Genomic DNA, 25820 nt, shown 5'->3' with positions numbered 1-25820 from the left:
ATTAATTCCATTTATCACTTTACCAATAATGTTTTGATACCTTGTCAAGGTATTCTTTAAAATCTAAAATATTTTCTTTTCTAGGTATAAAAAGAGATTTTTGAACTAAACTTTTATCATCCAAAATATAAACATAAGGAACATTTAAGGTATCTACATCTGTTTTATAATTAGTCCTATAGACATCCTTTTTTATCTTATTAACTCTCTTAAATAAATAAAGGTCTGTTTTTCTTTTATAGTCTGCTATGTATATATATGGTATTTCTTTATCTATATTTTTTAGAGTGACAATAACAGAATCAACACAAACACCACAATTCAATTCAGAATATTGAAATATTAATATTGGTTTTTTTAAATCTTTTAGTTTAACTAAACTATCCTCATCACTTTTTAAAACAGCATCAGAATCTAATCGTAACCCTTGTATAAAATATTTAGAATTACTTTCAGAATTCAAACATGAACTAAAGAATAGAATAATAAACACAATATTTAAAAAAAAATAAATATTTTTCATATCTAAAAATCTTTCAACTTATGAAAACATAACACTACATTATCTGTATTTTTCACACTATTCACAAGACTCTTCAGTTTTTTTGTTTTATTAGAACTTTCATGATTAACATAATCTTTATTCATGGTAATCAACTGTGGGTCTATTAAAGAAACAAAAACATCTTCATCATAAATAGCATAAGCAGGAGACTCTACTGGAGTCATAATACTACTTAAATCAGGAATAGTATTTTTTATAATTTTCAAATTCCCACTTTTTTTATTAAAATAACAATTCATAAACACTCCTTTTTCTATATATCTAAAATATAGTGTTTTATTTGTTTCACAATGCATTCCCGCAAAAAGACATTTTTTATCCTCTTTAACTGCATCCATAATTTTGGTTTGATATTTTTTATTCAAGTCTGAAGGTTTAATAGTTCCATCTCCGAAATCTAATTTAAACGAGGGTACAACATTTTCTCCTACTATATTATAAATATGGTTATCCATTACGGGAATCGCAAAACTTAAATGATTTCCTGATACTTGAACTTGATTTTGAGCTTCAAGTCTAATAAATTTATATTGCGGATTTTCTATGGCTGTTTCTATAAATTTACCCTTATTTTGCTTCACTATAAAATTTTCTTCTAGAAATGGATAATGCTTATTATCAGCTGAACCTAAATAATAATAGGTATTACTACCTAATTTAGAAAACTCTCGAAACCTAAAAAAAGTTTTTTCTGTTTTCACAAATGTACCATCATACCTATAATAAAAAAGTTTTGCTAAAAAATCATCAAAAACTATTACTTGTCTATTTTCCGAATCTAACGTAAAATCACGAATCGCAGAATATTCATCTGGACCTCTACCATGTTTATTTATTTTTGATATGAATTTACCATTCATGTCAAAAATAAATATCGATTTTGTGCCATCTTCATCTAAGATAAATATGAGATCATCTTCAATCAATATTTTATCCACTTTACCAAATAGGCTTTCTTCTTTAGTTTCTAAAGCCACATACCAACAAGTGTCTATTATAGAAGAGGCATTTATTTGCTCAGATTCCTTATCACCAAGCTCAATAATTTTAATATTCTCATAATCATTCAACTGCCTTTCTATAGAATCTAAGTCATTTAATCTAACTTTATCTGTATTGTATTCTTTATAAATTGGAGCTAAATCGTCTACATCCTTTTTTGATTTATTTTCACATCCTAGTATAATAGTAAGCACTAACAATGCCCAATAACTTAAAATTTTATTTAATTTCATCATTTATTATTTTTAAAGGTTCTAAATAATATATTATTTAGAACCTTTTTTATTATATTGTACATGCCATAACAGCACAATAACAAGAACCACTGTAACATTTAATATATGTAGCGTCTGGATAAGTAGACCCAGCATAATAAGTAGTACTAGATGTCGTTCCCAAATTGGCTCCATTAGCACTAATAGATGCATTTAAAGCATTAGCTTGAGATACTGATAAAGTTATCGAACAGGTTTTTTCTACAACCGTATACTTTAAATACTGAGGACTAGTAACCGAACCATTTTCACATTGTGCTTGGGCTTTTTCAATTAAATTTTCTAAGGAAAAAACAGTTTCTGTTTTAACTTCTTTTTCTCTATTATTTAAAGCAGTTACTCCAAAAACCATAATTCCAATTAAACAAATCCCTATTATTTTCTTCATTTTTTATTTTATATTATTAAACATTATTAAATAGCACAGGTAGTTGGTGCACAAATCATTTCGCCACTTGGACAATCAATTCTTGTACCTGGTGTTGAACTAACTAATGCTTTAACCAAATAACCTCCTGGAGCGGCTATATATGTATACACGTTAACAACACATGTTACTTCTGTTGGATGATATATAGTGTAAGAAGGGTTTAATTCTACCTCTCCTTGGGCATTAGCAACTTCAATTAAGCTATCCAGCGAAAAACTTTCTGTTTCCCCTTCTTTATTAAACCCAATTAAAACAATACTTAAGCATGTAATTATTCCAAATACTACAAACTTTTTTATTTTTTTCATTTTATTATTTTTAAAATTTAAATATTAATTGATTTTACAAAGTCTAAAAAAGCACGCTACTTTATAAAACATGACAACAACTTATATTTTTAGTTGTTGCGATAGCTTATTTGTCTTATTTTTGATGTTTTATCTCAAATAATAAGACGCTGAATCGAGTTCAGCACTATAAGTCTATCCTCTGGGTATTTTGTTTATGTTACATAGGCATTACATTTTAAAAGTTATACATTTCGCAAATTGTTTTAATTTTTTAAACCCAGAGGCTTAGTATCTTAATTCTTACAAAGATAAGAAGTGTAACCGACAAAATTTGTCGGTTCATTAGCTATCTATAAAATACTTACAACGCTTTCTACAAAACACAATATTATTCCCTTCTTCTCTCAATTCTTTTATCATACGCTCAACTGTTCTTTTACTACATTGGTAATCTTGTGCTACTTTTTCTAAACATATTAATCTCTCTTTTTCAATTAACGATAAAATATGTTGTTCTTTTTCTTTTCGCTCTCTGTAAGTCATAACATTAAATTTTATGGTTAATCTAAAATGCCTTTTTCTAGGTCAACAGTTAGTTCTCGAGATTCTCTATAATTATATAAGGTGTATTGTTGTATTTGGTAATAATATCGCCAATAATTAGAGAGTTTATTCATATAACTTTCGTTACTGGATTGCCACGCATTTAAGGCGCTTGTTAGACGTAATAAATCTACCCGACCTGCCAAAAAGCGCTTTTCTGTAATTAAGTAAGATTCTCTGGCTATTTCGCTGGCATGTTGTGCATTTAACACCAGTTTTTCTTGGAGGTTAAAATCTATGATTTTAGCTTTAATATCCTGCTTTAATGTACTTTCGGCTTGTTCGTTATCAATATCAAGAACAGCTTTGTTCATACGTGCTTTTTTTATATTGCCTCGACGCTCTCCCCAATCTAAAATAGGCATGGTAAAAGTTATAGCAACTAATTCTTGTTGTAGTAAGTTAACATAAGCTCCAGAAAAGGTTTCTGCCTGTTGGTTTAAACCATAACTGGCAGTTAATGACAAATCGAAACGGTTATCTTTAATGGCTTGGTCTAAATCTCTTTCGGCTTCTATTTTACTTATTTCTATATCCAACATATCTGGGTTATTTTTTTCGCATAATGCAATGGCTTCGTCAACATTAATTTTTAAACTGGGAATTAATTCTGGTAAAATAGGTACTGTGTTTTCTGGTAAATCGCTTCTTAAAAACAGTTCCAAGTCTTGTTTTATACGTTTTAAATCGTTTTCTTGAATAGCTAGGTCGGTTTCTGCATTATACAATTGCAATTCCAGGTTTAATACATCTTCTTTTTCTATACTACCTATCTCGTAGCGTTTTTTGCTAATGGCAAATAACTTTTTTGATGAGGCTACGCGCTCTCCTGCCATATCTTTTCTTTTTGAGGCTAATGCCCAATTAAAAAAGTACTGCACCGCATTAATATTAATGTTTTGTAACTGAGAGATTAATTCTTTATGCGCTTTTTTGTACTCTAATGGTGCTGTTTTTTTTAACCATTTAAAGCTATTATGCGCCATTAAGGGTTGTGATAAAGCAATATTAACAGGTGTAACACTAAAGCTATTTGTTGTATTACCATCTGTATAATTAGTAAGTTTATTATAAGTTGAATTAAGAGATATACGTCCACCGGTTTGTGAAATATTTTGCCCTAAGGATAAACCTGCATATGAGTTTAAAGTACGTATGGGTCTAAACACATCTTGATTTAATTCTGAATCATAACGTTCAACAACAGAACTAGTATAAGTTAATGGTTTTGTAGTAAAATCTATACTCGGTAATAAACTGGCTTTAAACGCTCTAAAGTTCCAATAGCTATATTCGTATTGTCGTTTGGCTTTAAAAGCATCTAATGAATTTTTACTGGCCAGAGCCAAAACATCTTCAAGGGTAATGTCTTTAGCCTGTATAGTCTTCTCAATGCTTTGAGAAAGCAATACAGTATGTATAAAAAAAGTACATAATATTGTTATAACTATGGTTTTTATATTTTGCTTATTCATAATTTTAAACCCATTCATTTTTACTTTTCTAAAATGTCTGGTCGAGCGCAGTCGAGACCTCAATATTGTAATTCATACTAATATGAAGACCTATCAACTGCGTTCGAGGAGACAACATTTTACTTTGTTCATTTTTGGTATATATAGCTATTGTATTGTTTTTTGTCATGTACTTAAGATTTAATTTTTGATAAATAATAATAACACAACGGAATAAAATATAAGCTTATAAGTGTGCCTAAAAGCATACCGCCTATTAATGAAACCGCTAAAGGTGCCTGTAATTCTGCGCCTAGGCCCGAAGAAAATAACAACGGAATTAATGCCAAAATGGTTGTTAAACTAGTCATTAATATAGGTTTTAAACGTCTTTTGCCCGCAACCAACAAAGCTTTTATTTGTGAATAGCCTTGACGCTGTAATTGTATAATGGTATCTATTTTTAATATAGAGTCGTTTATTATGATGCCACTCATAACGACAATACCTATAAGTGACATTAAGTTAATACTCATCCCAAAGAGTTTTAAAAATAAAAAAGCTCCTGCCAAATCTATAGGGACTTCTATTAACACAATTAAAGGCAATAAAAACGATTCAAATTGTGATGCGAGAATAAAATACAGCAGTAATAGTGAAATTAATAAAACAATGATTAACTCTTTTAACATCGCCTGACTAGTAAAAACACGTCCTGAAAAATTAACTTCGTACCACTTATTATGGTTAACTATGTCTTTAACTTGATATTGCGTATCTGTAGCATTATCAGGATCTACTTCTAAAGCTATAGGGTAATATTCGCCTTCTGTACCACCAACAATGGTTTTTAAATCTTTAGTATGCATCACATTTATAAATTCTTTTACATGAATTACAGCACTGTCTTTTGAAACGACTACCGTTTCATCAAGGACATTTTCTATAGGCTTTATTTCGCCTCCTAATACAATGGGAACAATATCTTGATTATCGGTTATTGAAAACACCTGTCTTTCACCAAAAGCACTTTTTAACTTATTAAACAGCTGGTTTTCATTAACATCGTAAATCATAAGTTTTTCTTTATCGGCAACCAATACCATAGATTCTTGCCACACAATGGGTTTCAATTGTAAGTTATCCATAGCATCGTTAACTTGATACCACAAGGCTTTTAATTGTTCGTTTTGTCTGTTTTTTAAACCACTTACGTTTCGCATTCTCGCTACCAGAGGCGGTTCGTCATCAGAAAATATAGCACTGAAAATATTATCGACCTCTCCATATCTATATAAAGCTTCAGGGTAATTTTTATTGAGATAATCACTTAATGTATTAGTGATCTTATCTAATGTTTTTTGATTGCCACAGTTTAAGTACAAGTTAACTTCTGATGGTTTAGCTAAAGCTTCTTTATCGAGTACAAATTGCTGACTTCCTACTAATGCGGTATGATCTTTTAAGTAGTCTTTAATAGGTTCTAGAGTTGCAATAATACGTTGCTTGTTTTCATCGGCATTAATTTGTTCATTCCAGTCTATTTTTAATAAGGTTTCGGTTTTAGAAAATTCTGGCATTTGTGTTTTGGGTAATACAGCATATAAACCAACTACAGTAATACCTAATAAAGCAATAATAGACCAAGCTATTTTTTGCCTGCGCATCACCCAACGAAAGCCTTTTTCGTATACCGCATTGTAGTTTATAAGGTTTGTTTTTTCTAAAAATATAGATATTCGCCCTTTTTTAACTTTCTTTCGTTTATGAAATAGATAATACAATACTGGCAATAAGGTTAAAGACACTACTAATGATACAAAAAGTCCAATACTAACTGCCATAGCCTGATCATAAAACAACGCCCCTGTAACACCACTTATAAATATTAAAGGTAAAAACACGGCGCAGGTTGTTAATGCAGAACTTAAAAGCGGCTTAAACACTTCGTTGGTTCCTAAAACACAGGCTTTAGGTAAGGATTTACCTTGTTCTATATATTGTGTGATGTTATCTATTACGATAATGGAATTATCAATCATTAATCCAATGCCTAAAACCAATCCGGATAGTGAGATAATGTTGATGGAAATATGAAACAATTGAAAAAACAGCAAACAAACCACCATAGAAACCGGAACAACTATAGCAATTAAAAAAGGAGACTTCATATTTTTTAAAAACAAAAACATGACTGAAAAAGCAAGTATCACTCCCCATAATAAACTCTGGGTTAAATTATTAATGGCGTAATCTAGTAGCTTGGTTTGGCTTCGCGTCACCCTAAAATCTATAGTTTTATAATCTTTCCGTAAACGCTTTAGGAGTTCGTCTAACTTTTCTTTAAGATCGCCCATACGTGCATCATGTTGTTTTATAATGGCCATAGTAATGGCTTCTTTTCCGTTAGATAACACTAAACCTTTGCGTTTTTGTGGGTGTTCTAGAACTTGCGCAAGATCTTTTAGTTGAAACACACGATTGTGCTTTTTTATGTATAAATTTTCTACATCTCTAATGTCTACCACTTCACTACCCAAACGTATGTTATATTGGTACTGACTATCTTTAATAGATAGATTACCAATGTCTACATCAGCTCTTTTTATAGCGCTTTCTAATTCATCTAGTGTAAGACCAAGAGATTGTATTTTATCTAGATTTGGAATAATTAAAATTTCTGAGGCTACCAAACCACTAATATCTACCATGGCAACCTCGTTAACTTGCTCAATACGTTTTTTTATAACTTGATTGGTAAAACGATTAAAGTCTACAAACTCTTGAGACACAGGGTATAAATCTTTGTTTTGTATACCCCTTTTGGCTCGATTGCCTTTTAAAGTAGCACTAATGTAAAACACAGGAATATCTGTAGCACTGGCTTTAATAACTTTGGGACGTTTCATGGTTTTGGGTAGTCGCCCCATAAATCGGTCTATTTTCTCATTGACCTCTATAAACGAATAATTTATTTTAGTGCCATGTGTAAAAAGCAACCTTACTATAGCCATACCATTGGTGGTTTCGCTTTTTATATCTTTTAAATGGCTTACTTGCTTTAATTCGTTCCTTAAGCTTTTTATAACACCATCTTCTAATTGGCGTGCAGACAAATTCTCATCGCTTATCTGTACTGTTATTTCTGGAATATCAATATCTGGCATTAGCGATATGGGTATAAAATTTGAGGAATAAAAACCTAAAATCAATATACCTAGTGTCGTCATTAAAACCGCAATGGGTTTGTGTATAAGGAACTTTACCATCTATTTTTTATTTTTTAACAACCACCTCACTATCATGTGCCAAATTCAAGTTACCCGAAACAATTATAGAGTCTCCAGGGGTTAGCTTTGCAGAACTTTTGTCTGGATGCGGTATGACTGCATAATGCTTACTGTTTTCGTTGGTTGTTAAAACATAGGTCCAAAAGGCTCTACCATCAACAACTTTAAATAAAACTTCTTGATTTTGTCTTAAAATAACAGCTTCTTTAGGCACTACTAATTGGTCTGGAATATCTTTTTGTATTAATACTTTTACATTCATCCCTTCAATTAATTGCCCATCATTTTTAACAAGGGCTTTAACGAGAATGGTACCGTTTTTTTCTACTATAGGATTAATTGTGGTAATTTTACCCTGATAGGTTTTCTCTAAAGCAAAGGGTACAATTTCTACCTGGTCGTTTACTCGAACATCACCTACTTCAGACTCTATAAGATGAAATTCTACTTCAAAGGTTGAATCGTTAATTAAAGTCATAAAATCTCTTCCTACGCTTACCTGCTCAAACTGTTTACTTTCAATATTAGCAACTCTACCACTAAATGGCGCTACAAGTTTAGAAGATCGCAACTCGTATTTAGCATCTTCCAAATCGCGTAAAGCATCATCATAACCACTACGAATAGCCACCATTTCGTAAATATTTTTGGGAATACTATCTTTGACATCGTAATCGTAACCACGACCTAAAAGTTGGTCTTTAAAATCTAAAGTGGCTTTTTTTAAACTTATAGTGGCTTTATCTAGCTTTTGTTTGAATTTATAGGGTTTTAACACAGCTAAGGTTTGTCCTTTTTTTACCAGATCGCCATTGGCTACATATAATTTTTCTAAACGCTCACCAACTTCAAACTTTAATACATTTTTTTGAATGGCTATTAATTTACCGTTACTAACCAATTCGCGTTTAAAAGGTTTTTGTTCTAACAGGGCAACACTAACTTCATTTTTTTGAATGCCGTGTGCTTTTTTATCGATGAATTCTTCCTCTTCAGGTTTGTCTTTTTTTTGAGTGCAGTTGAAACAGATTAAAAGAATAAGAATCATTAAAGATTTCACCGCTTTGGACATATGATTTTTTTTCATTTATATTGACTTTTTTTATCTGTAGAACTTGTATTATGTTTAGTAATTATTCTTTTCATTTCAGTTTTCATTTCTTTTATAGCAGTTGAGGGTATTTTTACTTCTTTATCAAGTAGTCTCTTTGCCATGGTTACCGCCTTGGTCTTATCACCACTCTCATCATATAGGTTAGCCAATAAATACAAAGGGTAAAACCTAGACGGAATCATATGATAAGCTTTTTTGTAGGTTATTTCTGCTTTTTCATATTGTTTAATGCCTTTATAAGCATCTCCCAAAGCCGTTTCAATAATGGTAGTATTCAGATGTTGTTTCGCTTGCTGCAAAATTGAGATTGCCTGAGGGTATTTTTTTTCTAAACACAATGTTTTACCATAGTTCATTAAAAAATCACCATCCCTTTTAAATAGGGGGTAAACAGCTTTGTAATCCTCTAAAACATCCTCGTAACTTCCATAAGGACTTAGAGCATATTGCCATGTTTTAAAACCCTCATTAAGCACATTAGCATATAAACTCGCTTTAGTAACACCAAAAATTGCAATTACCAACAAGGATGTTTTAAAAACTTTATGCATGGTATTACTTTGAGTTATTTTGATTTCATAAACCTTAGCATTTACAGTAGTCAACATAGCCAGAGCAGCTACCAGAATTATTTTAATAGGTAATATTTGCATGGGGTATGAAAAACATGCAAATACACTAATAGCCAATAAGCATGTTTTAAGAATATTAGAAATGTATGTATTTTCTTTTTCTACTTTTGTTTTAAATAGCAGAACACTAAGAATTATAAGAGACAACAATCCCACTAAGCCATTTTCAACAACAAACTGCACAAATTCATTAAATGCATAATATGAATTGTCTGCCACCATAGCCTCAGTCGTTTCGCCATGCTCAGCAAAATAATTGGCTTGGGCATCCATGTAGTGTGCTTTAAACCTATCGAACCCCACGCCGACCACAGGGTTCTCTTTAATTATTTCAAAGGAAACTTTCCATATAAATAAGCGCCCATCCGAAGACCCTTTTTTAAAATGATAAATCCCAAATAGACTTAAACCCAATACGATCAATAGTCCCATAGAAAGCATTACTTTTTTAAATCTTGAAATCTTAGCAAAAAGTTTTTTAAGATAACAGTACTTAAATTCTAATAATATTACGGTAGTAATTGCAATAGCCAACCAAGACGCTCTGGATTGTGATGCGGGTACTACCAATAGAATGCCTATAATAGCCAATAGTAGGATATACTCGAAAGTGTACTTTATTAAAGTGTTCAGTCTTAAAGTTGAAGAGGTACTTAGATATAAAAACTGTTTGAAAATCTGTTCTCTATACAAGTAAAGTCCTAAGGCCATCGTCCATACCGATGTTAAAAGACCAGCAAAAGGCCCTGGATTAAAAAAGCTTCCTGTCATTTTAAATCCAGAATGATTAGACGGGTAATACCCCAATAACTGGAAGTTACCATAACCCGCTTGTATGACACCTGAAAGCACTATAGCGAACAAAATCCACACAAAATGCTTCACAGGTAGCCCTCTTAATATTACATATAAAAGACTCAACCCTAATAGTTCTATAAATCGAATAGAAAACCCATAGTTAGATTGTAAAACATACCTATTAACACAAATAAAAACCAATAATAGAGCTAGTAAAACATCTAGGATAGATATTTTTACTGCCCGTTGTTTATTCTTGTTGACAACCATTTGAAGCCCCCAGCAACTTAGTGTAACGATGAGCGCATAAAGAAAAAACACTGTTTTTGATGTTATGGTCGAATTAACGTAATCTGTCTGGTTTACCGAAGGAAGATATAAGAATAATAGAAAAAGGGTCAATAACAACCCTTTATAAAACAAAACATAATTTTTAAATAAATCCATCAATATTATTTAACAACACTATCGTAAACTATATAAAACTAACCCCGAATGGTTTCAATTTTATAATCAAAACCGAATTATATGATTCACGACAATCAGTAATTTCAAAACTTACTTCGACCATAATAGACAGAAGTATAGACTAATTAATTATTGAGAGACTTATAGGCTCAAACCTACGGAGTTAAAATATTTTATGATGTAATTTATGGTTCAAATCGAATAAATTATCGTTCATTTTGCGTAATATATAAGCACTACCTTTACTCAGTGTTTTCTGAATACCCTAACCTTACAAATACATCAAAGTGTTGTTAAACTCAAAGCCGGTATTGCCATTTCTAGAATCAGTCAACACTGTCCATTGAACTCTAATAAACATTGAAAACGACACTGCTTGTTCAGCTAGATTCTTCCTAGCCATGATGCAAAGCTTATATACTTTTAAGTGATTATTTTTCTGAATTGTTTATGTTAAAAATGTGATTGTTGAATCCTTCATCCTTTACCTCACCCACAGAAACACCTGTGCAATTCTTACTATTGTCATCTAAAACCACCGGATAATTGGTAAAATTGTGTAAAATAATATTTGATGCCCTGTAGTTTTCATCTTTAGACAACATACCAATGGTTTTATTATCACCACCAATATTAATTTTTAAATTTTGATCGGCTTTTTCAACCACGCTTCTAAAAATAATTTTGTGATTACTCCCAATTATTATCGCTGCATGACCGCTTCCGTTATAAGATTTTCCCTGGTAAGGTAACAGGGTGATATCGGCTTTTGTACCTTGATCTCTTTCGTAATCGACACCTAAGGCTGGACCATGTTGTGTATCGGCATAACAATCCACTATATCGCCCGAACCAATACAGAATCCTCTTTCGCAACCTATAACTGTTGTACCTTCTACATATTTTTTACCCGTTGCATGTGTTAAGGTTACTCCTGCTCTCATATTTTTAACCGTGCAATTAATAATTGTTGGGTTAGATGTTCCTCGTCGATACTCTTTTCCATCAATAATGGTTTCGCCTCCGTTGTAGGCACGAATACCTTCTTCACCCAAACACATCATATACCCTTTTGGTAATTTATAACCCCAAACGGTTTTAAAATTCACTTTATCGGCATCGGTTCCTGTGCCTTTTTCTTTCCACATATCGTCTGTAGAGCGCATAGCACCTTCAACATAACAACCTTCAATAATAGGCCAATCGGCAGCTTGCATAAACATGGCGTGCCCATAAGAACGGTGTATTATGGTACAATTTTTAGCATGATTTTTATAACCACGCACTAAAAACGACGAATGCTTCCGGTGATTTATTACACTTTTACCGCCTTTACCAAAGGCCTCGCCATAACCATATGGATAAGCACCTCTTGTTGTAATATGAAACCCTTCAATTCTGTTACTAGCGCCATCCATAACAATGTTTGTTGCGCGTCGTGTTGGCGCATCGTAAACCGAGCCATCATCAACTAGGGTCAAATTTTTTAAAACATTTTTATTCCCAATAATTTGAATTTCATACAGTTCTTCATTTTTACTTGGAAATGCAGTTAAAACATCGGTTTTTACATTTATAACTACTCCAGAAAAATCGTATTCACTGTTATTTCCTGAAAACAGGAATAAAACATTGGCATGGTTTTTCACTTTAGTAGCAGTGGCAAAATCGCCGTTATTTATATCGTTTGCAGACACAACATACGCACCTGGTTTAAGTTTTACCTTTACATTGTTTTCACTTAAATAAGGCAATAATTCTTGTAATGAACCCACTACCGTTTGCGCATAAAAACTAGCAATAGGTAAAAGCAACATTAAAAAAACAATGCTAATTTTTATTTTATTTTTTGTTGAATTGAAAGTCGTCATAAGATATTTTGATAGAGCGTTTATTTTATTGAATTAGTCATCACTTTTTAAAGTGTTTTAATTAAAAATATCGATATTAACATGTGAGGTTGAAAGCATCCAAATAGAACCAATAAATTTTAATACAATGCCTACAAACCCAATAAACACCAAAACCTTCCCTAATAACACAACGAGTATTGAAATTTCAAAAATTTGATTGTCGCCATAAACGGTTTTAGAACTGCTTTTCCCTAAAGATTTAATCCCAAATTTAAGCACCTGAATAGCTTCCTTAAAAAATCCATTGTAGTTTATTTCTTCTTCAAACACATAATCGTCTTTAATAAATGAAAATGCACTTTTAAAGTAAAATATAACTTGACGATGCCTAATAAGCAATACACCTGTAATTATCGAAATTAAAGAGCTTAATGCAGCAATAACAAAATTTAGAATTGCAAGAAATGCCATTGGTTTTAGTTGGTTATAGTTTAAGGTAAAACTAAATAGCTTACTGCTTTTTTTATATAAATTATGATGCAAGCCATGTAAAACAAAGTTCAAATTTGATGTTTAGCACAAAAAAAATGAATCTTAATAGTAAATTTTACTAAGATTCATTTTATCGCGAAAATTATTGTTATCCTTAATTAACTTGCTCAATTAACACCAAGCTCCAAGGCGCTAGTTCTCGATTTATTTTTAACACGCCATTTTTTCCAGCTGTAACCAACTCTGTTTTTAAATTTTCGGCGTATTGTTTCATCACTTTTATTTGCTCTCGTGTTGGTGGTTCTGGTTTTCCCATGTCCTCCCAAAAATTGTAAATATTCCCGTGGTTTTTATCTAGAATTTCTAGTTTAAACTGGGTTCCTGGTTTTAAATTATGTACCGTAAAATTTAATGGTCTTGTTTTACCGTTTTCATATTTATCAATCTTTTTAATACTAGAAGGCACAGCATTATAATGATCTTCTGGATAGTTATAAGCTAAAGCCACAATTTTACCATTTTCTGATTTTTTACTTACAAACAAATAATCGTTTTTAAACAGTTTTTCATCACCTAATTGATGTAACATTCTGTAGGCATGATATGATGGTTTTACTAAACCTTGATAGTTTATCATACCAAAACCACCATGAAAAATACTTTCTCCGCCGCCTTTTTCTTCAAAAATATCAGTAAAGGTCCAAAATGCCAAAGAGTTGGTTAAACCTATACAATCTAAATTTACCTTCGTAATATAAGCTGCCGGCGGTAAAAAATCGTGCATCGCATCTCTACTGTTCGGGCTGGTATTCCATTCGGTTAAATGAATTTCGGCATTTGGAAATGCACTGTTTTTTATGGTTTTATTTAACCATTCGATATCGTCTTTTGTTGAATTTACATATCTAGAAAAATCTTTTCCTTTTCCTGTAGTTGGATTAAACGGATAATCGGTTGGATATGGATGCGTTGACACAAAATCTACTGGAAGTTTTTCTTTTTCGCAGTATTCTAAAAAATCTACGATCCAAGAGCCCTTCCATTCTAAGTCGTTAATATTATCGGCAGTAAAGGTAATTAAATCTCCATCTCTACTTTCAATCTCACCATTGTAACGCCCGTCGGCTACGAAATTACTACTTGATGGCCCGCCTACTTTTAATCGGTCGTCTACAGAACGCACTGCTAAAACCGATTGTTTATACAACTCGAAATACTGCGATTTGGTTCCATCGAAAAAACCATAATGTAAATTAGGCTCGTTCCAAACCTCGAAATACCAGGTTAACACCTCATCGATACCATAGCGATCTACACAATGCTGCGTAAACGCTTTTACTAAGTTATGCCACTCGTTGTATTTAGATTCGTCGGGCGTAATATTGGCTTTCCACCAAAATTGCGTCTTGCTATTTTCGGCTGCTAACGGCGTTGGGAAAAACGCCAATTCTACAAACGGACGCACGTTTAAATCGAGCATTCTATCGAACAAATCGTCAATGTATTGCCAGTTATAGGTGTACTTCCCATCTTTTTCGAAAACAGGAAACATATCGTCATGAAAAATACCATGAAAACGCACAAACTCGAACCCGCAATTTTCTTGCACTTTTTGCAACTGCTCTAGCCAACCGGCTCGCAGACCTTCGTTGGCTCGACCAGCACCTACACTTTTACTCCAAAAGTGCTCAAATTTTTTGCCTGTTTTTTTTCCATCTATTTTAATGTCTTGCGCATTTACAGTAAATACCGCAAAAATGGCTACAAGTGTAACCTCTATTTTTTTCATTTTATATTGTTTAGTTTAGTCTAATTATTTATTCACCGTTATATTTTTAACAAAGGCATTTGTGGTAATTTGAGTAGAATCAATTGCTTTTCCATCCAAAACAACATTTTCGAATACAATATCTTCAACCAAATGGTCGTCATCGAAGCCTATTAAATTAATACTTGCGTGATTTTTTATAATGTACGGTTTCCAATCGGTTCCATCTTGAAAACCAGTAAGTGTTGTATCGATGGGTGCCGAAGTAGCTGTGATATTTTTAAAGGTTACATTTTTTACATGGCCACGCTCCTCAGTTTCTGTCCATCGTGTTTTACCAATCCAACAGGAAATTAAACGGCGTGCTTCTTCAATTCTAATATTATCAAAAGTTACGTTACTAATAACGGCATCGTCGCAGTGATATACTCTTAATGCCGTTTCTCTACCAACATCGTGAATTACATCGCAATCTTCAAAAAGTACATTGCTAATATTTTCGTGAACTTCGGCTCCTATGCTTAACGAATGCGCTAATTCGTTCCAAACTACGCATTTTCTGGTGTGAACATTATTTACTTCGCCATAACCACCAAAAGATTTAATTACCACAGCATCATCAAAAGTGCGCATAAAACAATTCTCAACTAACACATCGCGACTACTCGTAATATCAACACCATCGGCATTTCCGCGCCAGCCAATAATTTTAATATTATCGACATGCACGTTGTCTGAACTTTGAATAGGAATGGTCCAATGGCTCGGATCGAAAATTGTAACACCTTCAATGGTTACATTTTTAGCTTTATGAGCTAAAATAGTATAGCGCCTTTGCTTTTTAGGAATAGCACTTTGGTCTATTATACCACGCCCTTTAATGGCCACATTGGTTCCATCTAATATAAAGGTTGGTTTTTTTCTTAAATGCCCTCGTACTTCTATTTCTTCTTCCTGCTCCGGTAAAACACAGCGAATATAAGCGCCGCCAGCCAAATAAACCGTTTGGTTATCTTTTACCGTTATTTGAGAAACCTCGTGAATCCCGGGCGCAAAATATATAACATCTGGATTTTTTGGGTCTGGTCGGTTTACTTCAAACGGATTTGCTAAAATATGTAAGGATTGGTGCCAATCACCATTAATTTCGACCGTAACATGTCCTGGATGCTCTAGCTGAAAAGTAATTTTATTTCCCGAAACAATTGGTTTAATATTATAGGAGGTTGGTAAAATTTTAACCGATTGAACTTGTTCTGGAGATTCAACGGAAATAGTAACCGATTCATCCATATCGAAAGATGCGATTGAAGCTAACCCTAACTCACCACGAATCGGGTTTAAACGCGGAATAGGTTTTGAAGGTGGGATTTTAGTATTATAAACTGGCACATTTATATCTTGAACCGTAACCTTATATAATTTCGATAATTCAATACCTTCGGGCGCTGGATAAACTATTACTTTTTCAACCACTTTTTTAGAACAGGAAACTGTTACAAAAAAAGTAACTAGATAAAATAATGCAACTATGTGTTTTTTGTTTAGCGTATAACTTATCATTTTATTGTTATTCATTAGTTTACTTCTGATAACTTATACACTTTAAAATTATCTAACGTCATATGATTATGCACTGTTCGTAAACCAAAATGACCACTTGTGTAAGGTTTTTTATCTCTATAATCATAAATTAAAGTATCGTTTCGGTAATATTGAATAACATCGTTATAAGCAATTAGGCGAATTTGTTTCGTTGTATTTGGTTTAATAAGATAAATAGAATCGCTTAAATCATGTTCTGGTAAAAGTGGTTTTTCGCCGTTACCAGAATAGCGTCTGAATCGTGTTTTGGTATTGTAATGTCCGCCCATACCAACATAATACAAACTCAGCGCATTATAATTTGGAAAACGTCCCGATCTTGCCGCAGAATTTGCAAATAAGTTATCTGGATTTTCGCTATCGGTTGCCATCCAGAAACAATTTAAGTCTGAAGCTCTATCAAATTCTCCATCAGCCTTAATAACATGAGCATCGTACTCAATCATAATGGGACCTTCAAATTTTTCTTTATACCAAGCGGTACAACCGGCAGCATCATTAATTTCTAATTTCCCATCTTTATGATAATAACTTCCACCTGGCATTTGCTCTACTTTCCAATTATCTATACCTTCTGTAAAATCGTCACTTAAAATTAGTTCGGCATTTACTGTTAAATCTTCAGTTAGTTTTAATGTACGCACCTCAGTGTGTTTACATGAATACATACTTAAAAACACAATACTAATTGTTAATAGCTTTTTTATCATTTTTCCTGATTTAATTTATTTTTTATTTATCAAATTATTAGTGCCTTTATCTTTAACAGCAGCATTACTAAAAACTTCACACAAACTAGTTTCCGAATTTAGTTCTACCGGCATTCCTGTTGTATTTTTTAAAACTACCGCAGTCGTTTTTGCTGTTCCCAACGGAGAAAAACTATTGTTTGCTGGCGGATGAGTTACTCCTATTTTTATAGGAAGCTGTTGCCCTCTTTTCAAATTTCTCCAATTCGTTAAGGTGATATTGTGATTATCTCCGGCAATGGCAGCCAATACGTGTACTTTTGTTTTAGCTTCCGTGGGTAACAATGCTATTTCTACCGTTGTTTTTTCTCCTTTATTTACATATAACAAGGGGCCGTTTGCGGCATCTCCTATACTATTTTCAACCGTTAATCCTTCCACATAATATCCTAATTCGCACCCTATAGCTTTGCTATCCTTAATTAAAACATCTCCTGAAATTTTAGCAAAGGCGAAACCAATTCGAGTATTTTTAGCGGTACAATTTATAGCGGTAACCGCTCCTGTTTTAATAGCGTTTACACCACCTTTTCCGTACATACGAAAACCACACTCATTTAAAGATTTTGTGTAGCCAGGAGTTATTATATTTTCACCTGCGTAATTTTTATAAACCGATGCAAAATTCACATCGAATGCTGGCCCTGAAATTTCAGATAGCATATCGTCTGTAGTTCTTGTAACACCTTCTGCATAGCAATTCTCAAAAAGCACATTGCGACCACCTTGGACAAAAAAGCAATGTCCGTAAGATTTAGAATAAATAGAGCAATCCTTAATTTTATCATTTAACCCTTCTATACACATACCACTATGTTTTTTTAAAGGTACCAAAGCGCCCTTTCCTTTTCCTAATAAATCTCCATATCCATAAGGAAAAGATCCGCTCATATTTAAAGTTACTTTTTCTATAACCGCATCATCTCCAGCCACAGTAAATGAATGCCCACCTTTTGCCGTTGGATGATTTCCTATATCTGTAACCGTTAATCCTTTGATATGCACATGACTTCCTTCAACATAAAACTCACTTACTCGTGCTTTAAAAACACTTAACAGTTTGGTATCAACTTCAATAGTTACTCCTGTAAAATCAAAAACATTATGGTTTCCAGAAAATTTTATCATGGCATATCTTCCAATTTCATCTGGCACTATATTTTTAATCACCTCAGTTGTTAAGTATTCTTTCATTTGATAAACTCCGGGCGCCATAACAATGGTATTTCCACTTTTGGCAGCATAGGTTGCTAATTCTTTTAGGGAGTTGATTTTAATTTCTGAAGCGCGCAAAAAATTACACAGCAACAAAAATCCAAAAACGATAACCGTTTGACGCTTTTTCATAAATTATTTTTCTAGTATTTGATTATTCTCTCCCTTTTTTTCTATAACCTTCCCATTGGTTTCAATGGTACAATTTGATGCCATTTGGCCAACAGACACCGGCATTTCTGTTTTATTTATTAAATGAAGTTTATTTACTTCGGCTTGACTATACGGAGACATAGATTCACCATGCATAGGAGGCGTATACCCTACCAAAATTGGCAATCCTTGAGTTCTATTTTTTCCATCAGCAGCTTTTAATACTACTTTATTATCAGTTCCTAAAACAGTAATTAATGAATGTACTTTTCTATCAGATTCTGCTGAATCAACCATCAACTCTACATCTACATTATTTCCCTCAACAAACAAAAGAGGCCCGTAATTAGCATCGCCTTTGCAGTTAATCATTGTGGTGTTATCTCCAATCCAATACGCGCGTTCTGTTCCAATAGTTGTACAATTTTCTACATGTGCTTTGTTAAAACGAAGTTCAAATCCACCTCTGGTATTTTTGGCTGTACAATTTTTAAAGGCAATGTTTTCACATGTTCCGTAAGTTCTAAATCCGTCTTCGCAAAGCGATTTCATATAACCAGGAGTTACAACATATTCCCCTTCACGATTTTGAGTCCAAGTTTTAAAGTTCACATCAAAAGCAGGTCCAGATGTTTCTGCCAAAACCTCGTCTGTGGAACGTACTTCTCCTTCGGCATAACAATTTTCAAAATATACATTTTTAGGATGTTGCTGAATAAAAAAACAATGCCCAAAAGAGCGGCTTAATACTTTACAACCATACAATTTAGTTTCGTCTCCCGTTACTAAAAGTCCGCTATGTTTTCTGTGTTTTACAGTGGTTTCTTTTTGTTTTCCTTTTCCAAATAAATCTCCATATCCATAAGGATAAGATCCCGCTACGTGCAACGTAACATTTTTTAAAACATTGGCTTCTCCAGCAACTTGTAACACTGTACCTCCTGGTGATGTTCCGTTTCCAACACATCTAATAGTTAACCCTATAAAAGTATTATGTACACCTGTAACTAAAAATTCATCAGAATGAATGGGTGGTTTTAACCAAGTTCTAATTTCTGTATCTACCTCTATTTCAACGTCATTTAAATTGAAAATATTATTATTTCCGCTAAAAGTGATGTACTGATATTCTTTATTATTTTTACGAGTTTTAACAATTTCGGGAGTTAAATAATCTGTTAATTTATAAACTCCAGGCTCCATCGTAATGGTATTTCCACTTTCTGCAGCATATTTAGCTAATTCTTTTAGGGAATTTATTTTAATGTCTTTTGCAAATATGGTAGTGCTTATACCAAAAAATAATGAAAAGATTAATTTTACTAAAAACTTTTTCATATTGATTTAATTATCAAATAAGTTAAAATTACCTCTTTGTACGATTACCTTCATTTATAAGGTTTTCCGAATTGGTAGCTTCACGTACTTTCCCTACACTTTTCACTTTTAATTGCTTTGTGCCGTTAAACTTTATAACCTCTGTCGAGGTTTTATTATCCAATGTAATATTGGTAGCATGCATGGTTGCATTTTCGTTAAAATTGCCATAACCTTCCCACACCGATAATTTTATCGCCATAGTTTCTGGGATATACGCATCATTATCTGTTTTAATTAATACAGAATGACCCGTTCCGTTTATTTTCGCTAACAGGTTATTGGCTAATCCGTTTCTACTATCTAAAATTGTAATATCTACTTTAGCGTTTTTAGCATTGGTATACGGAATGCAAAACGCCTCGCCATATTTAGCGTTGGCACTACAATTAATTAGTGTATCACCATTCCCAACATTAAATCCTGTTGCTACGCAATCGCGCACTACACAATCTATTACGGTATCGCTTGCAGCACCTAACCCAGTACAAATACCTCGTCTCATTTGGGTAACTGTACAATTTTTAACCGTTGTATTTTTAGTTTTAAAGCCATTATATTCTGGATATATGCGAATACCATCTTCACTTAATGAAATAATTTCACCTGGTAGTATTTTACCATCTGCTGCCACAATGGTGCCTTCGATATAATTGCCTTTTGCAGCATAAAAATTCTTATCGAAACCATAACCGGAGGTTTCAGCAAGCATTGCATCGGTAGTTCGCAGCAAACCATCTACTTCGCACTCCTCAATTAGAGTATTTTCTGCACCTTGCAAAAAGATGGCGTGTCCCATGGCTCGCATATGCACCTTGCATCCAAGTAACTTTACATTTTTAGCCGGATAACCAATACGAATGCCGTTCATTTTACGCACATCGCCACCGCCTAATCCATATAAGTAACCATATCCCCAAGGGCTAGAACCTGTGGTTCTGACTTCGACGTTTTTTAAAGTAACAGACTCACCAACTAGATTAAACATTTTATTTTTACTTTGTCTTCCTGGAGTATCGCCATAAGTTTCAATATACAAACCTTCGAGCGTGGTGTGATTACCCGATATTTCGATGGCACAATACATGCTGTTTCCATCGCTACTTTTTATTAAATCTGGACGATTAAACAACTTCGTATCTACCATAAATCTGGCTCCAGTTAAATCGAAATATGAATTGTTTCCTGTTATTTCGATAAATCGGATTTTTTCGGCCGAATCGATTTGATAATTACCAGGTTTAAGTTTTACATGTACATTATCTTGATTTATATATTTTTTGAATTCAGCGATCGAACTGATTTCTATAACTGCTGATGACTTGTCTGCTAATTGCGCTCGACATGAAAACACCATAAGTAATAGCGTTAGGATAGATAAAGTTTGTTTAATCATTTTGTTATGTCTAGTTAAAGTTGATTGTATAAATGCTTATAAATATCTCTTACCGCCTCTTTAAATTGATATTTTAAAATCGCGTAATACTGCTATAATACGTTTCTGTTTTCTCTCTAAGTTGTTTTAGAACAGAATTATACTGAGATTTATTAGCTAAATTATTTTGCTCTAAAGGATCGCTTTCCATATCGTACAATTCCTCTATTTTAGGTTCGTGCTCGTAATACACAAAATATTTCCACTTTTTAGTGCGCACGCCTCTTGCTCGATACGATTTATTGTTTTTAATTAATTCTTGATTTAATGCATCTGGATTATTACTGTTTTTAGCTTTAAACATATCAACTAAAAACAAATCTTCCATAAACACAGCATCGCGCCATTGCGATAAATCTTGTGTTTGGTTTAAAACCTTTGTAATATCTCGACCTTGCATGGTATTTGCTGGCTTTAAACCAGCCATTGAAACTATTGTTGGCGCCATATCTACTGAAGAAATCAACGCATCTTCTCGCCTACTTTGCTCCGAAACTGTTTTACGACCGTCGTAAATAATAAGTGGTGCTTTAACCGACTCGTCGTAAAGCAAGCATTTATCGAAAAGTCCATGCGAGCCTTGAAAACGGCCATTATCGCTGGTATAAATTATTATAGTGTTATCGAGTAAATTTTTCTCTTTTAGTTTTTTAATTAGTTTCCCCACTTGGTCATCTACACTATACCCTTGCGTAGCAAATCGGCGCACTAATCGCTGATATTGCTCGGGTTTCGATGACCTGTTTCGATGCAGATAAACACCACGTGCATTCTCTTTTACAACTTGTGGTAGTTTTTCGTTATCGCCTTCTACATAATTCTCAGGCACCGAAAAGTCTTCATTTTTAAATTGCTCGAAATGCGGCATATACATGTGTTTGTCAGAGTCGTGCTTTACCGCATAAAAACTCACCGATAAGCAAAACGGTTTATCTTCTGGTTGCGTATCTATAAACCTTAACATGGCTTCGCCCGTTTTTAAGGTTCTGCCTGTATTTGTTCTGCTCGGTTTGTAAATTTCTTTAAGCGCCTCATCGTTTTCTGGCCATAACACTAAACCTTTAGTTGGTCGTGTTTCGCTACCGGCAAAAAAATCGAAAGTTTGCCCTAAATTTTCTTTGTAAAAATGTTCTTTTGGAATACTAGGTCGTTGTCCATTTTCGGTAACTGTAAAACCTACTTTACCAACAAAACCCGTTCGGTATCCTGCATTTTTTAGCATGGCAGGATAAGTTTTAGCTAAATCGGTTTGAGACAAAGTATAATTATCTGGAGCAACGAAACCTACACGATGATTGGAATTATAACGCCCAGTCATCATGGTAACTCGACTTGGCATACAAATAGCTACGGCATAATATGCATTATCGAAAACCACACTTTTTGCCGCCAAACTATCGAGGTATGGGGTGTAAAACTCAGACCTTCCGTAGCATCCCATATTATCCCAACGCTGATCGTCGGTCATTAAAAAAATAATATTTGGCCGCTTTGTGTTTTGAGCTTCAATATTAGAGTTGATTCCAAAACATGTAAAAACACAACATAAAATTAAAATTGATTTTTTCATATTTAAAACTGAATTGTAAGTTCTTGTCCAACAAAATCCTTCTGGTCGCTTCTATTTTCTCCAATCATTTGAAACGTAAATTTTATTGGTGTATTTTCAAAATCGTGATAATCACCTTCACCTTTTTTTACGGTTAGGATTTTGGTTGATTCTGAATAAGAAAATTCAATTTCAGAATAAGAACCATCCTCGTAATTATAAGATTCACCATCATCTAAATACATGGTATATTTAGCGTCTTCACCAGGGTAAACCACTATATTTATTGGTTTTTTAGCACTATCGGTTACATTTTGTACTTTAGGACCAATAGGTAAAATACTTCCTGCTTTTACAAAAATTGGCGTTTCATTTAATGGCGCATTAACCGTTATTTTTTGGTTTCCTTCAACTTGCTTATCTGTCCAAAAGTTATACCAAGTTCCTGCTGGCAAATACATATTTTTAGTTCGTTGCTTATATTTGGTAACAATACCCACCATCATAGATTCGCCAAACAAAAACTGATCTTTTATACCCCAAACATTTTTATCGTTTGGATATTGATAGGTTAATGGCGCCATAATCAATTTACCCTCGGTTGTAGCTTTCCAAGCTTCGGAATAAATGTATGGCATAAGTTGGTAGCGGATATCGATAAATTTTCGAGCAATATCTTCAAACTCTTTATTGTATCTCCAAATTTCGGTTTCCGATTTATAGCCATGAATTCTAAAAATTGGGCTAAATGCTCCAAACTGAAACCAACGGGTTAGCAACTCGATAAATTCTGGATTGGTGTATTGATTATCGAAACGTGGATTGATGGATTTTGAATCTCTAAAAAAGCCACCAATATCGTGTGTCCAGTATGGAATACCCGCCATGGTAAAATTAAGTCCGGCAGAAATTTGCTCTTCTAATTGTTCCCAAGACGCTTCAACATCGCCCGACCAAGATGTGGCACCATAACGTTGTTGCCCCGCATAAGCCGAACGTGTTAAATTAAACACCCGTTCGTTTGGAAATTCGTTTCTGCGACCTTCATACATAGCCCTTGTAACCTCTAAGGAATATGGATTTTGAACCTCTTCGAAACGACCAACCGCAGTCATTTTAGTCACATCTTTTACGCCTTCTGGCTCTGTGCCGTCTAGCCAAATTGAACTAACACCTTTTTGAAACATGGAGTCGCTAATCATTTTATAAAAACGCTCGCTTACGCCTGTATCATAAATATCAACATAATTCGAACTCTCTATTTTTTTAAGATTATATTTTTCTTCAAGTGCTTTATTATTAATCTCTGGCCAAACCGAAACCATTAGTTTTAAATTTAATTTTTTTAACTCATCGACCATAGAATCTGGACTTGGATATTTGGCAGCATCCCACTCCGGACCTTTGGTTCCTTCCGGCCAATAAAACCAGTCTTGCACAATATTATCGAAAGGAATTTGGCGCTTGCGCATTTCGTTCGCATTTTCCAATAATTCTTCTTGGTTATGATAGCGCTCTCGACATTGCCAAAAACCATAAGCTGTTTTAGGAAATAATGGTGCTTTTCCGGTAAGATTTTGATATTCTGAAATTACTTTTTCTGGGTTGTCACCTTGAATTAAATAATAATCGATGGCGTTACCTTGCGTGCTGCTAAACACGGTTTTGTTAAAATCGGGCGTGTTATAAAATAATTTCCCTGGTATTTTAGCGCCTGTATTTTTAAAAACTACCTTATATGTTTTACCGGCTTCTAAATGTTTTTTCCCAGAATAACGACGCGGCACCCAAATGGTTTCGTAGTTGATGATGTCGTCACCATCAATAGTAACTTTTATTTCACCTCGCATTCTTCCATTATTATCACTTAATGCTAAAAAGGTATATTCACCCGTTTGCGTTGGTTTAAAGGTGGTTTCACGAATATTTTTAGATATATTTTGTTTTGATAAATGCAATGCAACATCTTCCTTCTCTCCTTGAATTTTTGTTTCCTTATTTTTTGGAGCATCTGGCAACACTTCCGCGGAAGCGAACTCTATTTCATTATCTGGCAAATTAAAATCTGTTAAACTATAATTATGCCAATAAATACCGTAACCTTTTGTTGAAACCAAAAACGGAATAGCAATTTCTTGATTGTATTGTTGTAAACGAATCGGCACGTTTTTCCAGTTCATGATGCCACTTTGGAACTGCCCTAACCCGTAAAGCGCCTCGTCGCCTGCTGTAAATGCTTGTGAAACCGGATGAGAAACTTCTGAATTTAAGTTAATGAACGTTTTTTCGTTTGTTTCTGAAACTAAACTTCGATTATCTTTACTTTTATAAACTATTTCTCCATCAGTATTAATTTCTACTTTTAAAGCTTCAGTTTCAATACTTAAATTATCTGCAGACTCAATAATGCTCCATTCCACATTTTGTGGCTCTAAAACTGTAACATAATCTGGAATTGAAGTTGGCTCACTCCCCAATTTCATTTTATTAACATGAATTATGGCTTCATTTATTATTTCAACATCAATAATTATACTATCATTCTCAATACTTACACCGTGAGCTGTTTTTGTGTATTGATGCTTAAACTTTGAATGGCAACTTGTAAACAAAACGACCATTGACAATAAACTTAAAATTGATTTTTTACTTAATTGTGGCATGTATAATATTTAGTTTGGTTTAGGTGTTTTTAAAACCTCT

At 33.4% G+C, this 25820-nt stretch carries 19 protein-coding genes; all 19 read right to left on the bottom strand.

Annotated elements, in window-relative coordinates; translation table 11 throughout:
• Positions 1 to 19: 19 nt before the first annotated feature.
• The 19 genes from LG651_RS06715 to LG651_RS06625 all read right to left on the bottom strand — a co-directional run bounded on the left by LG651_RS06715 (position 20) and on the right by LG651_RS06625 (position 25780).
• Positions 20 to 523, bottom strand: a complete 504-nt coding sequence (locus tag LG651_RS06715) for a hypothetical protein (protein WP_226695366.1) — start codon at positions 521 to 523, stop codon at positions 20 to 22.
• A 2-nt stretch (positions 524 to 525) separates the two neighbouring features.
• The gene (locus LG651_RS06710) at positions 526 to 1800 is read right to left on the bottom strand and encodes a 6-bladed beta-propeller (protein WP_226695365.1); all 1275 of its coding nucleotides are present in this window, start codon (positions 1798 to 1800) and stop codon (positions 526 to 528) included.
• Between the two features lie 52 nt (positions 1801 to 1852).
• Positions 1853 to 2230 carry a hypothetical protein gene (locus tag LG651_RS06705; protein WP_226695364.1) on the bottom strand — a complete coding sequence of 126 codons (378 nt, stop codon included), beginning with the start codon at positions 2228 to 2230 and terminating at the stop codon, positions 1853 to 1855.
• A gap of 26 nt (positions 2231 to 2256) precedes the next feature.
• Positions 2257 to 2580, bottom strand: a complete 324-nt coding sequence (locus LG651_RS06700; protein ID WP_226695363.1) for a hypothetical protein — start codon at positions 2578 to 2580, stop codon at positions 2257 to 2259.
• Between the two features lie 324 nt (positions 2581 to 2904).
• A complete protein-coding gene (locus LG651_RS06695; protein WP_226695362.1) occupies positions 2905 to 3105 on the bottom strand; it encodes an HTH domain-containing protein in 201 nt (66 codons plus the stop codon).
• A 17-nt stretch (positions 3106 to 3122) separates the two neighbouring features.
• Positions 3123 to 4640 (bottom strand): TolC family protein, encoded by a 1518-nt coding sequence (locus tag LG651_RS06690; protein ID WP_226695361.1) that lies wholly within the window; start codon positions 4638 to 4640, stop codon positions 3123 to 3125.
• A 173-nt stretch (positions 4641 to 4813) separates the two neighbouring features.
• Entirely contained in the window at positions 4814 to 7888 is a 3075-nt protein-coding gene (locus LG651_RS06685; RefSeq protein ID WP_226695360.1) for an efflux RND transporter permease subunit, read from the bottom strand.
• 7 nt (positions 7889 to 7895) lie between these two features.
• Complete coding sequence (locus LG651_RS06680) at positions 7896 to 8996, bottom strand: efflux RND transporter periplasmic adaptor subunit (RefSeq protein ID WP_226695359.1); 1101 nt, start codon at positions 8994 to 8996, stop codon at positions 7896 to 7898.
• Entirely contained in the window at positions 8993 to 10900 is a 1908-nt protein-coding gene (locus LG651_RS06675) for an O-antigen ligase family protein (RefSeq protein WP_226695358.1), read from the bottom strand. Before LG651_RS06675 ends, LG651_RS06680 begins: the two co-directional genes overlap by 4 nt.
• Positions 10901 to 11352: 452 nt before the next feature.
• Positions 11353 to 12792, bottom strand: coding sequence for a hypothetical protein (locus tag LG651_RS06670; protein WP_226695357.1), 1440 nt, complete (start codon positions 12790 to 12792; stop codon positions 11353 to 11355).
• Positions 12793 to 12849: 57 nt separating this feature from the next.
• On the bottom strand, positions 12850 to 13245 hold the full coding sequence (locus LG651_RS06665) for a hypothetical protein (RefSeq protein WP_226695356.1): 396 nt from the start codon (positions 13243 to 13245) through the stop codon (positions 12850 to 12852).
• 175 nt (positions 13246 to 13420) lie between these two features.
• Positions 13421 to 15055 (bottom strand): GH39 family glycosyl hydrolase, encoded by a 1635-nt coding sequence (locus LG651_RS06660; RefSeq protein ID WP_226695355.1) that lies wholly within the window; start codon positions 15053 to 15055, stop codon positions 13421 to 13423.
• A gap of 24 nt (positions 15056 to 15079) precedes the next feature.
• Complete coding sequence (locus LG651_RS06655) at positions 15080 to 16612, bottom strand: glycosyl hydrolase family 28 protein (RefSeq protein WP_226695354.1); 1533 nt, start codon at positions 16610 to 16612, stop codon at positions 15080 to 15082.
• Positions 16612 to 17349 carry a DUF6250 domain-containing protein gene (locus LG651_RS06650; protein ID WP_226695353.1) on the bottom strand — a complete coding sequence of 246 codons (738 nt, stop codon included), beginning with the start codon at positions 17347 to 17349 and terminating at the stop codon, positions 16612 to 16614. The genes LG651_RS06655 and LG651_RS06650 overlap by 1 nt, the downstream gene beginning before the upstream one ends.
• A 15-nt stretch (positions 17350 to 17364) precedes the next feature.
• A complete protein-coding gene (locus tag LG651_RS06645) occupies positions 17365 to 18735 on the bottom strand; it encodes a hypothetical protein (RefSeq protein WP_226695352.1) in 1371 nt (456 codons plus the stop codon).
• Between the two features lie 3 nt (positions 18736 to 18738).
• Complete coding sequence (locus tag LG651_RS06640; RefSeq protein ID WP_226695351.1) at positions 18739 to 20094, bottom strand: hypothetical protein; 1356 nt, start codon at positions 20092 to 20094, stop codon at positions 18739 to 18741.
• A 28-nt stretch (positions 20095 to 20122) separates the two neighbouring features.
• Positions 20123 to 21529 carry a right-handed parallel beta-helix repeat-containing protein gene (locus tag LG651_RS06635; RefSeq protein WP_226695350.1) on the bottom strand — a complete coding sequence of 469 codons (1407 nt, stop codon included), beginning with the start codon at positions 21527 to 21529 and terminating at the stop codon, positions 20123 to 20125.
• A gap of 73 nt (positions 21530 to 21602) precedes the next feature.
• Positions 21603 to 23138, bottom strand: coding sequence for a sulfatase-like hydrolase/transferase (locus LG651_RS06630; RefSeq protein WP_226695349.1), 1536 nt, complete (start codon positions 23136 to 23138; stop codon positions 21603 to 21605).
• 2 nt (positions 23139 to 23140) lie between these two features.
• Positions 23141 to 25780, bottom strand: coding sequence for a glycoside hydrolase family 31 protein (locus LG651_RS06625; protein WP_226695348.1), 2640 nt, complete (start codon positions 25778 to 25780; stop codon positions 23141 to 23143).
• Positions 25781 to 25820 lie beyond the last annotated feature (40 nt).

Source organism: Neotamlana sargassicola, from assembly GCF_020523965.1.
In the GTDB taxonomy this organism is placed as follows: Bacteria; Bacteroidota; Bacteroidia; order Flavobacteriales; family Flavobacteriaceae; genus Neotamlana; species Neotamlana sargassicola.
This window is presented reverse-complemented; position numbering and strand designations above follow the sequence as displayed.

Coding starts and splice junctions, on each gene's coding strand:
- LG651_RS06680 (WP_226695359.1), bottom strand. CDS start 8,996: ATGAAAAAAAATCATATGTCCAAAGCGGTGAAATCTTTAATGATTCTT.
- LG651_RS06695 (WP_226695362.1), bottom strand. CDS start 3,105: ATGACTTACAGAGAGCGAAAAGAAAAAGAACAACATATTTTATCGTTA.
- LG651_RS06660 (WP_226695355.1), bottom strand. CDS start 15,055: ATGAAAAAAATAGAGGTTACACTTGTAGCCATTTTTGCGGTATTTACT.
- LG651_RS06715 (WP_226695366.1), bottom strand. CDS start 523: ATGAAAAATATTTATTTTTTTTTAAATATTGTGTTTATTATTCTATTC.
- LG651_RS06630 (WP_226695349.1), bottom strand. CDS start 23,138: ATGAAAAAATCAATTTTAATTTTATGTTGTGTTTTTACATGTTTTGGA.
- LG651_RS06685 (WP_226695360.1), bottom strand. CDS start 7,888: ATGGTAAAGTTCCTTATACACAAACCCATTGCGGTTTTAATGACGACA.
- LG651_RS06650 (WP_226695353.1), bottom strand. CDS start 17,349: ATGATAAAAAAGCTATTAACAATTAGTATTGTGTTTTTAAGTATGTAT.
- LG651_RS06710 (WP_226695365.1), bottom strand. CDS start 1,800: ATGAAATTAAATAAAATTTTAAGTTATTGGGCATTGTTAGTGCTTACT.
- LG651_RS06690 (WP_226695361.1), bottom strand. CDS start 4,640: ATGAATAAGCAAAATATAAAAACCATAGTTATAACAATATTATGTACT.
- LG651_RS06625 (WP_226695348.1), bottom strand. CDS start 25,780: ATGCCACAATTAAGTAAAAAATCAATTTTAAGTTTATTGTCAATGGTC.
- LG651_RS06665 (WP_226695356.1), bottom strand. CDS start 13,245: ATGGCATTTCTTGCAATTCTAAATTTTGTTATTGCTGCATTAAGCTCT.
- LG651_RS06675 (WP_226695358.1), bottom strand. CDS start 10,900: ATGGATTTATTTAAAAATTATGTTTTGTTTTATAAAGGGTTGTTATTG.
- LG651_RS06705 (WP_226695364.1), bottom strand. CDS start 2,230: ATGAAGAAAATAATAGGGATTTGTTTAATTGGAATTATGGTTTTTGGA.
- LG651_RS06700 (WP_226695363.1), bottom strand. CDS start 2,580: ATGAAAAAAATAAAAAAGTTTGTAGTATTTGGAATAATTACATGCTTA.
- LG651_RS06645 (WP_226695352.1), bottom strand. CDS start 18,735: ATGAAAAAGCGTCAAACGGTTATCGTTTTTGGATTTTTGTTGCTGTGT.
- LG651_RS06670 (WP_226695357.1), bottom strand. CDS start 12,792: ATGACGACTTTCAATTCAACAAAAAATAAAATAAAAATTAGCATTGTT.
- LG651_RS06635 (WP_226695350.1), bottom strand. CDS start 21,529: ATGATTAAACAAACTTTATCTATCCTAACGCTATTACTTATGGTGTTT.
- LG651_RS06640 (WP_226695351.1), bottom strand. CDS start 20,094: ATGAAAAAGTTTTTAGTAAAATTAATCTTTTCATTATTTTTTGGTATA.
- LG651_RS06655 (WP_226695354.1), bottom strand. CDS start 16,612: ATGAATAACAATAAAATGATAAGTTATACGCTAAACAAAAAACACATA.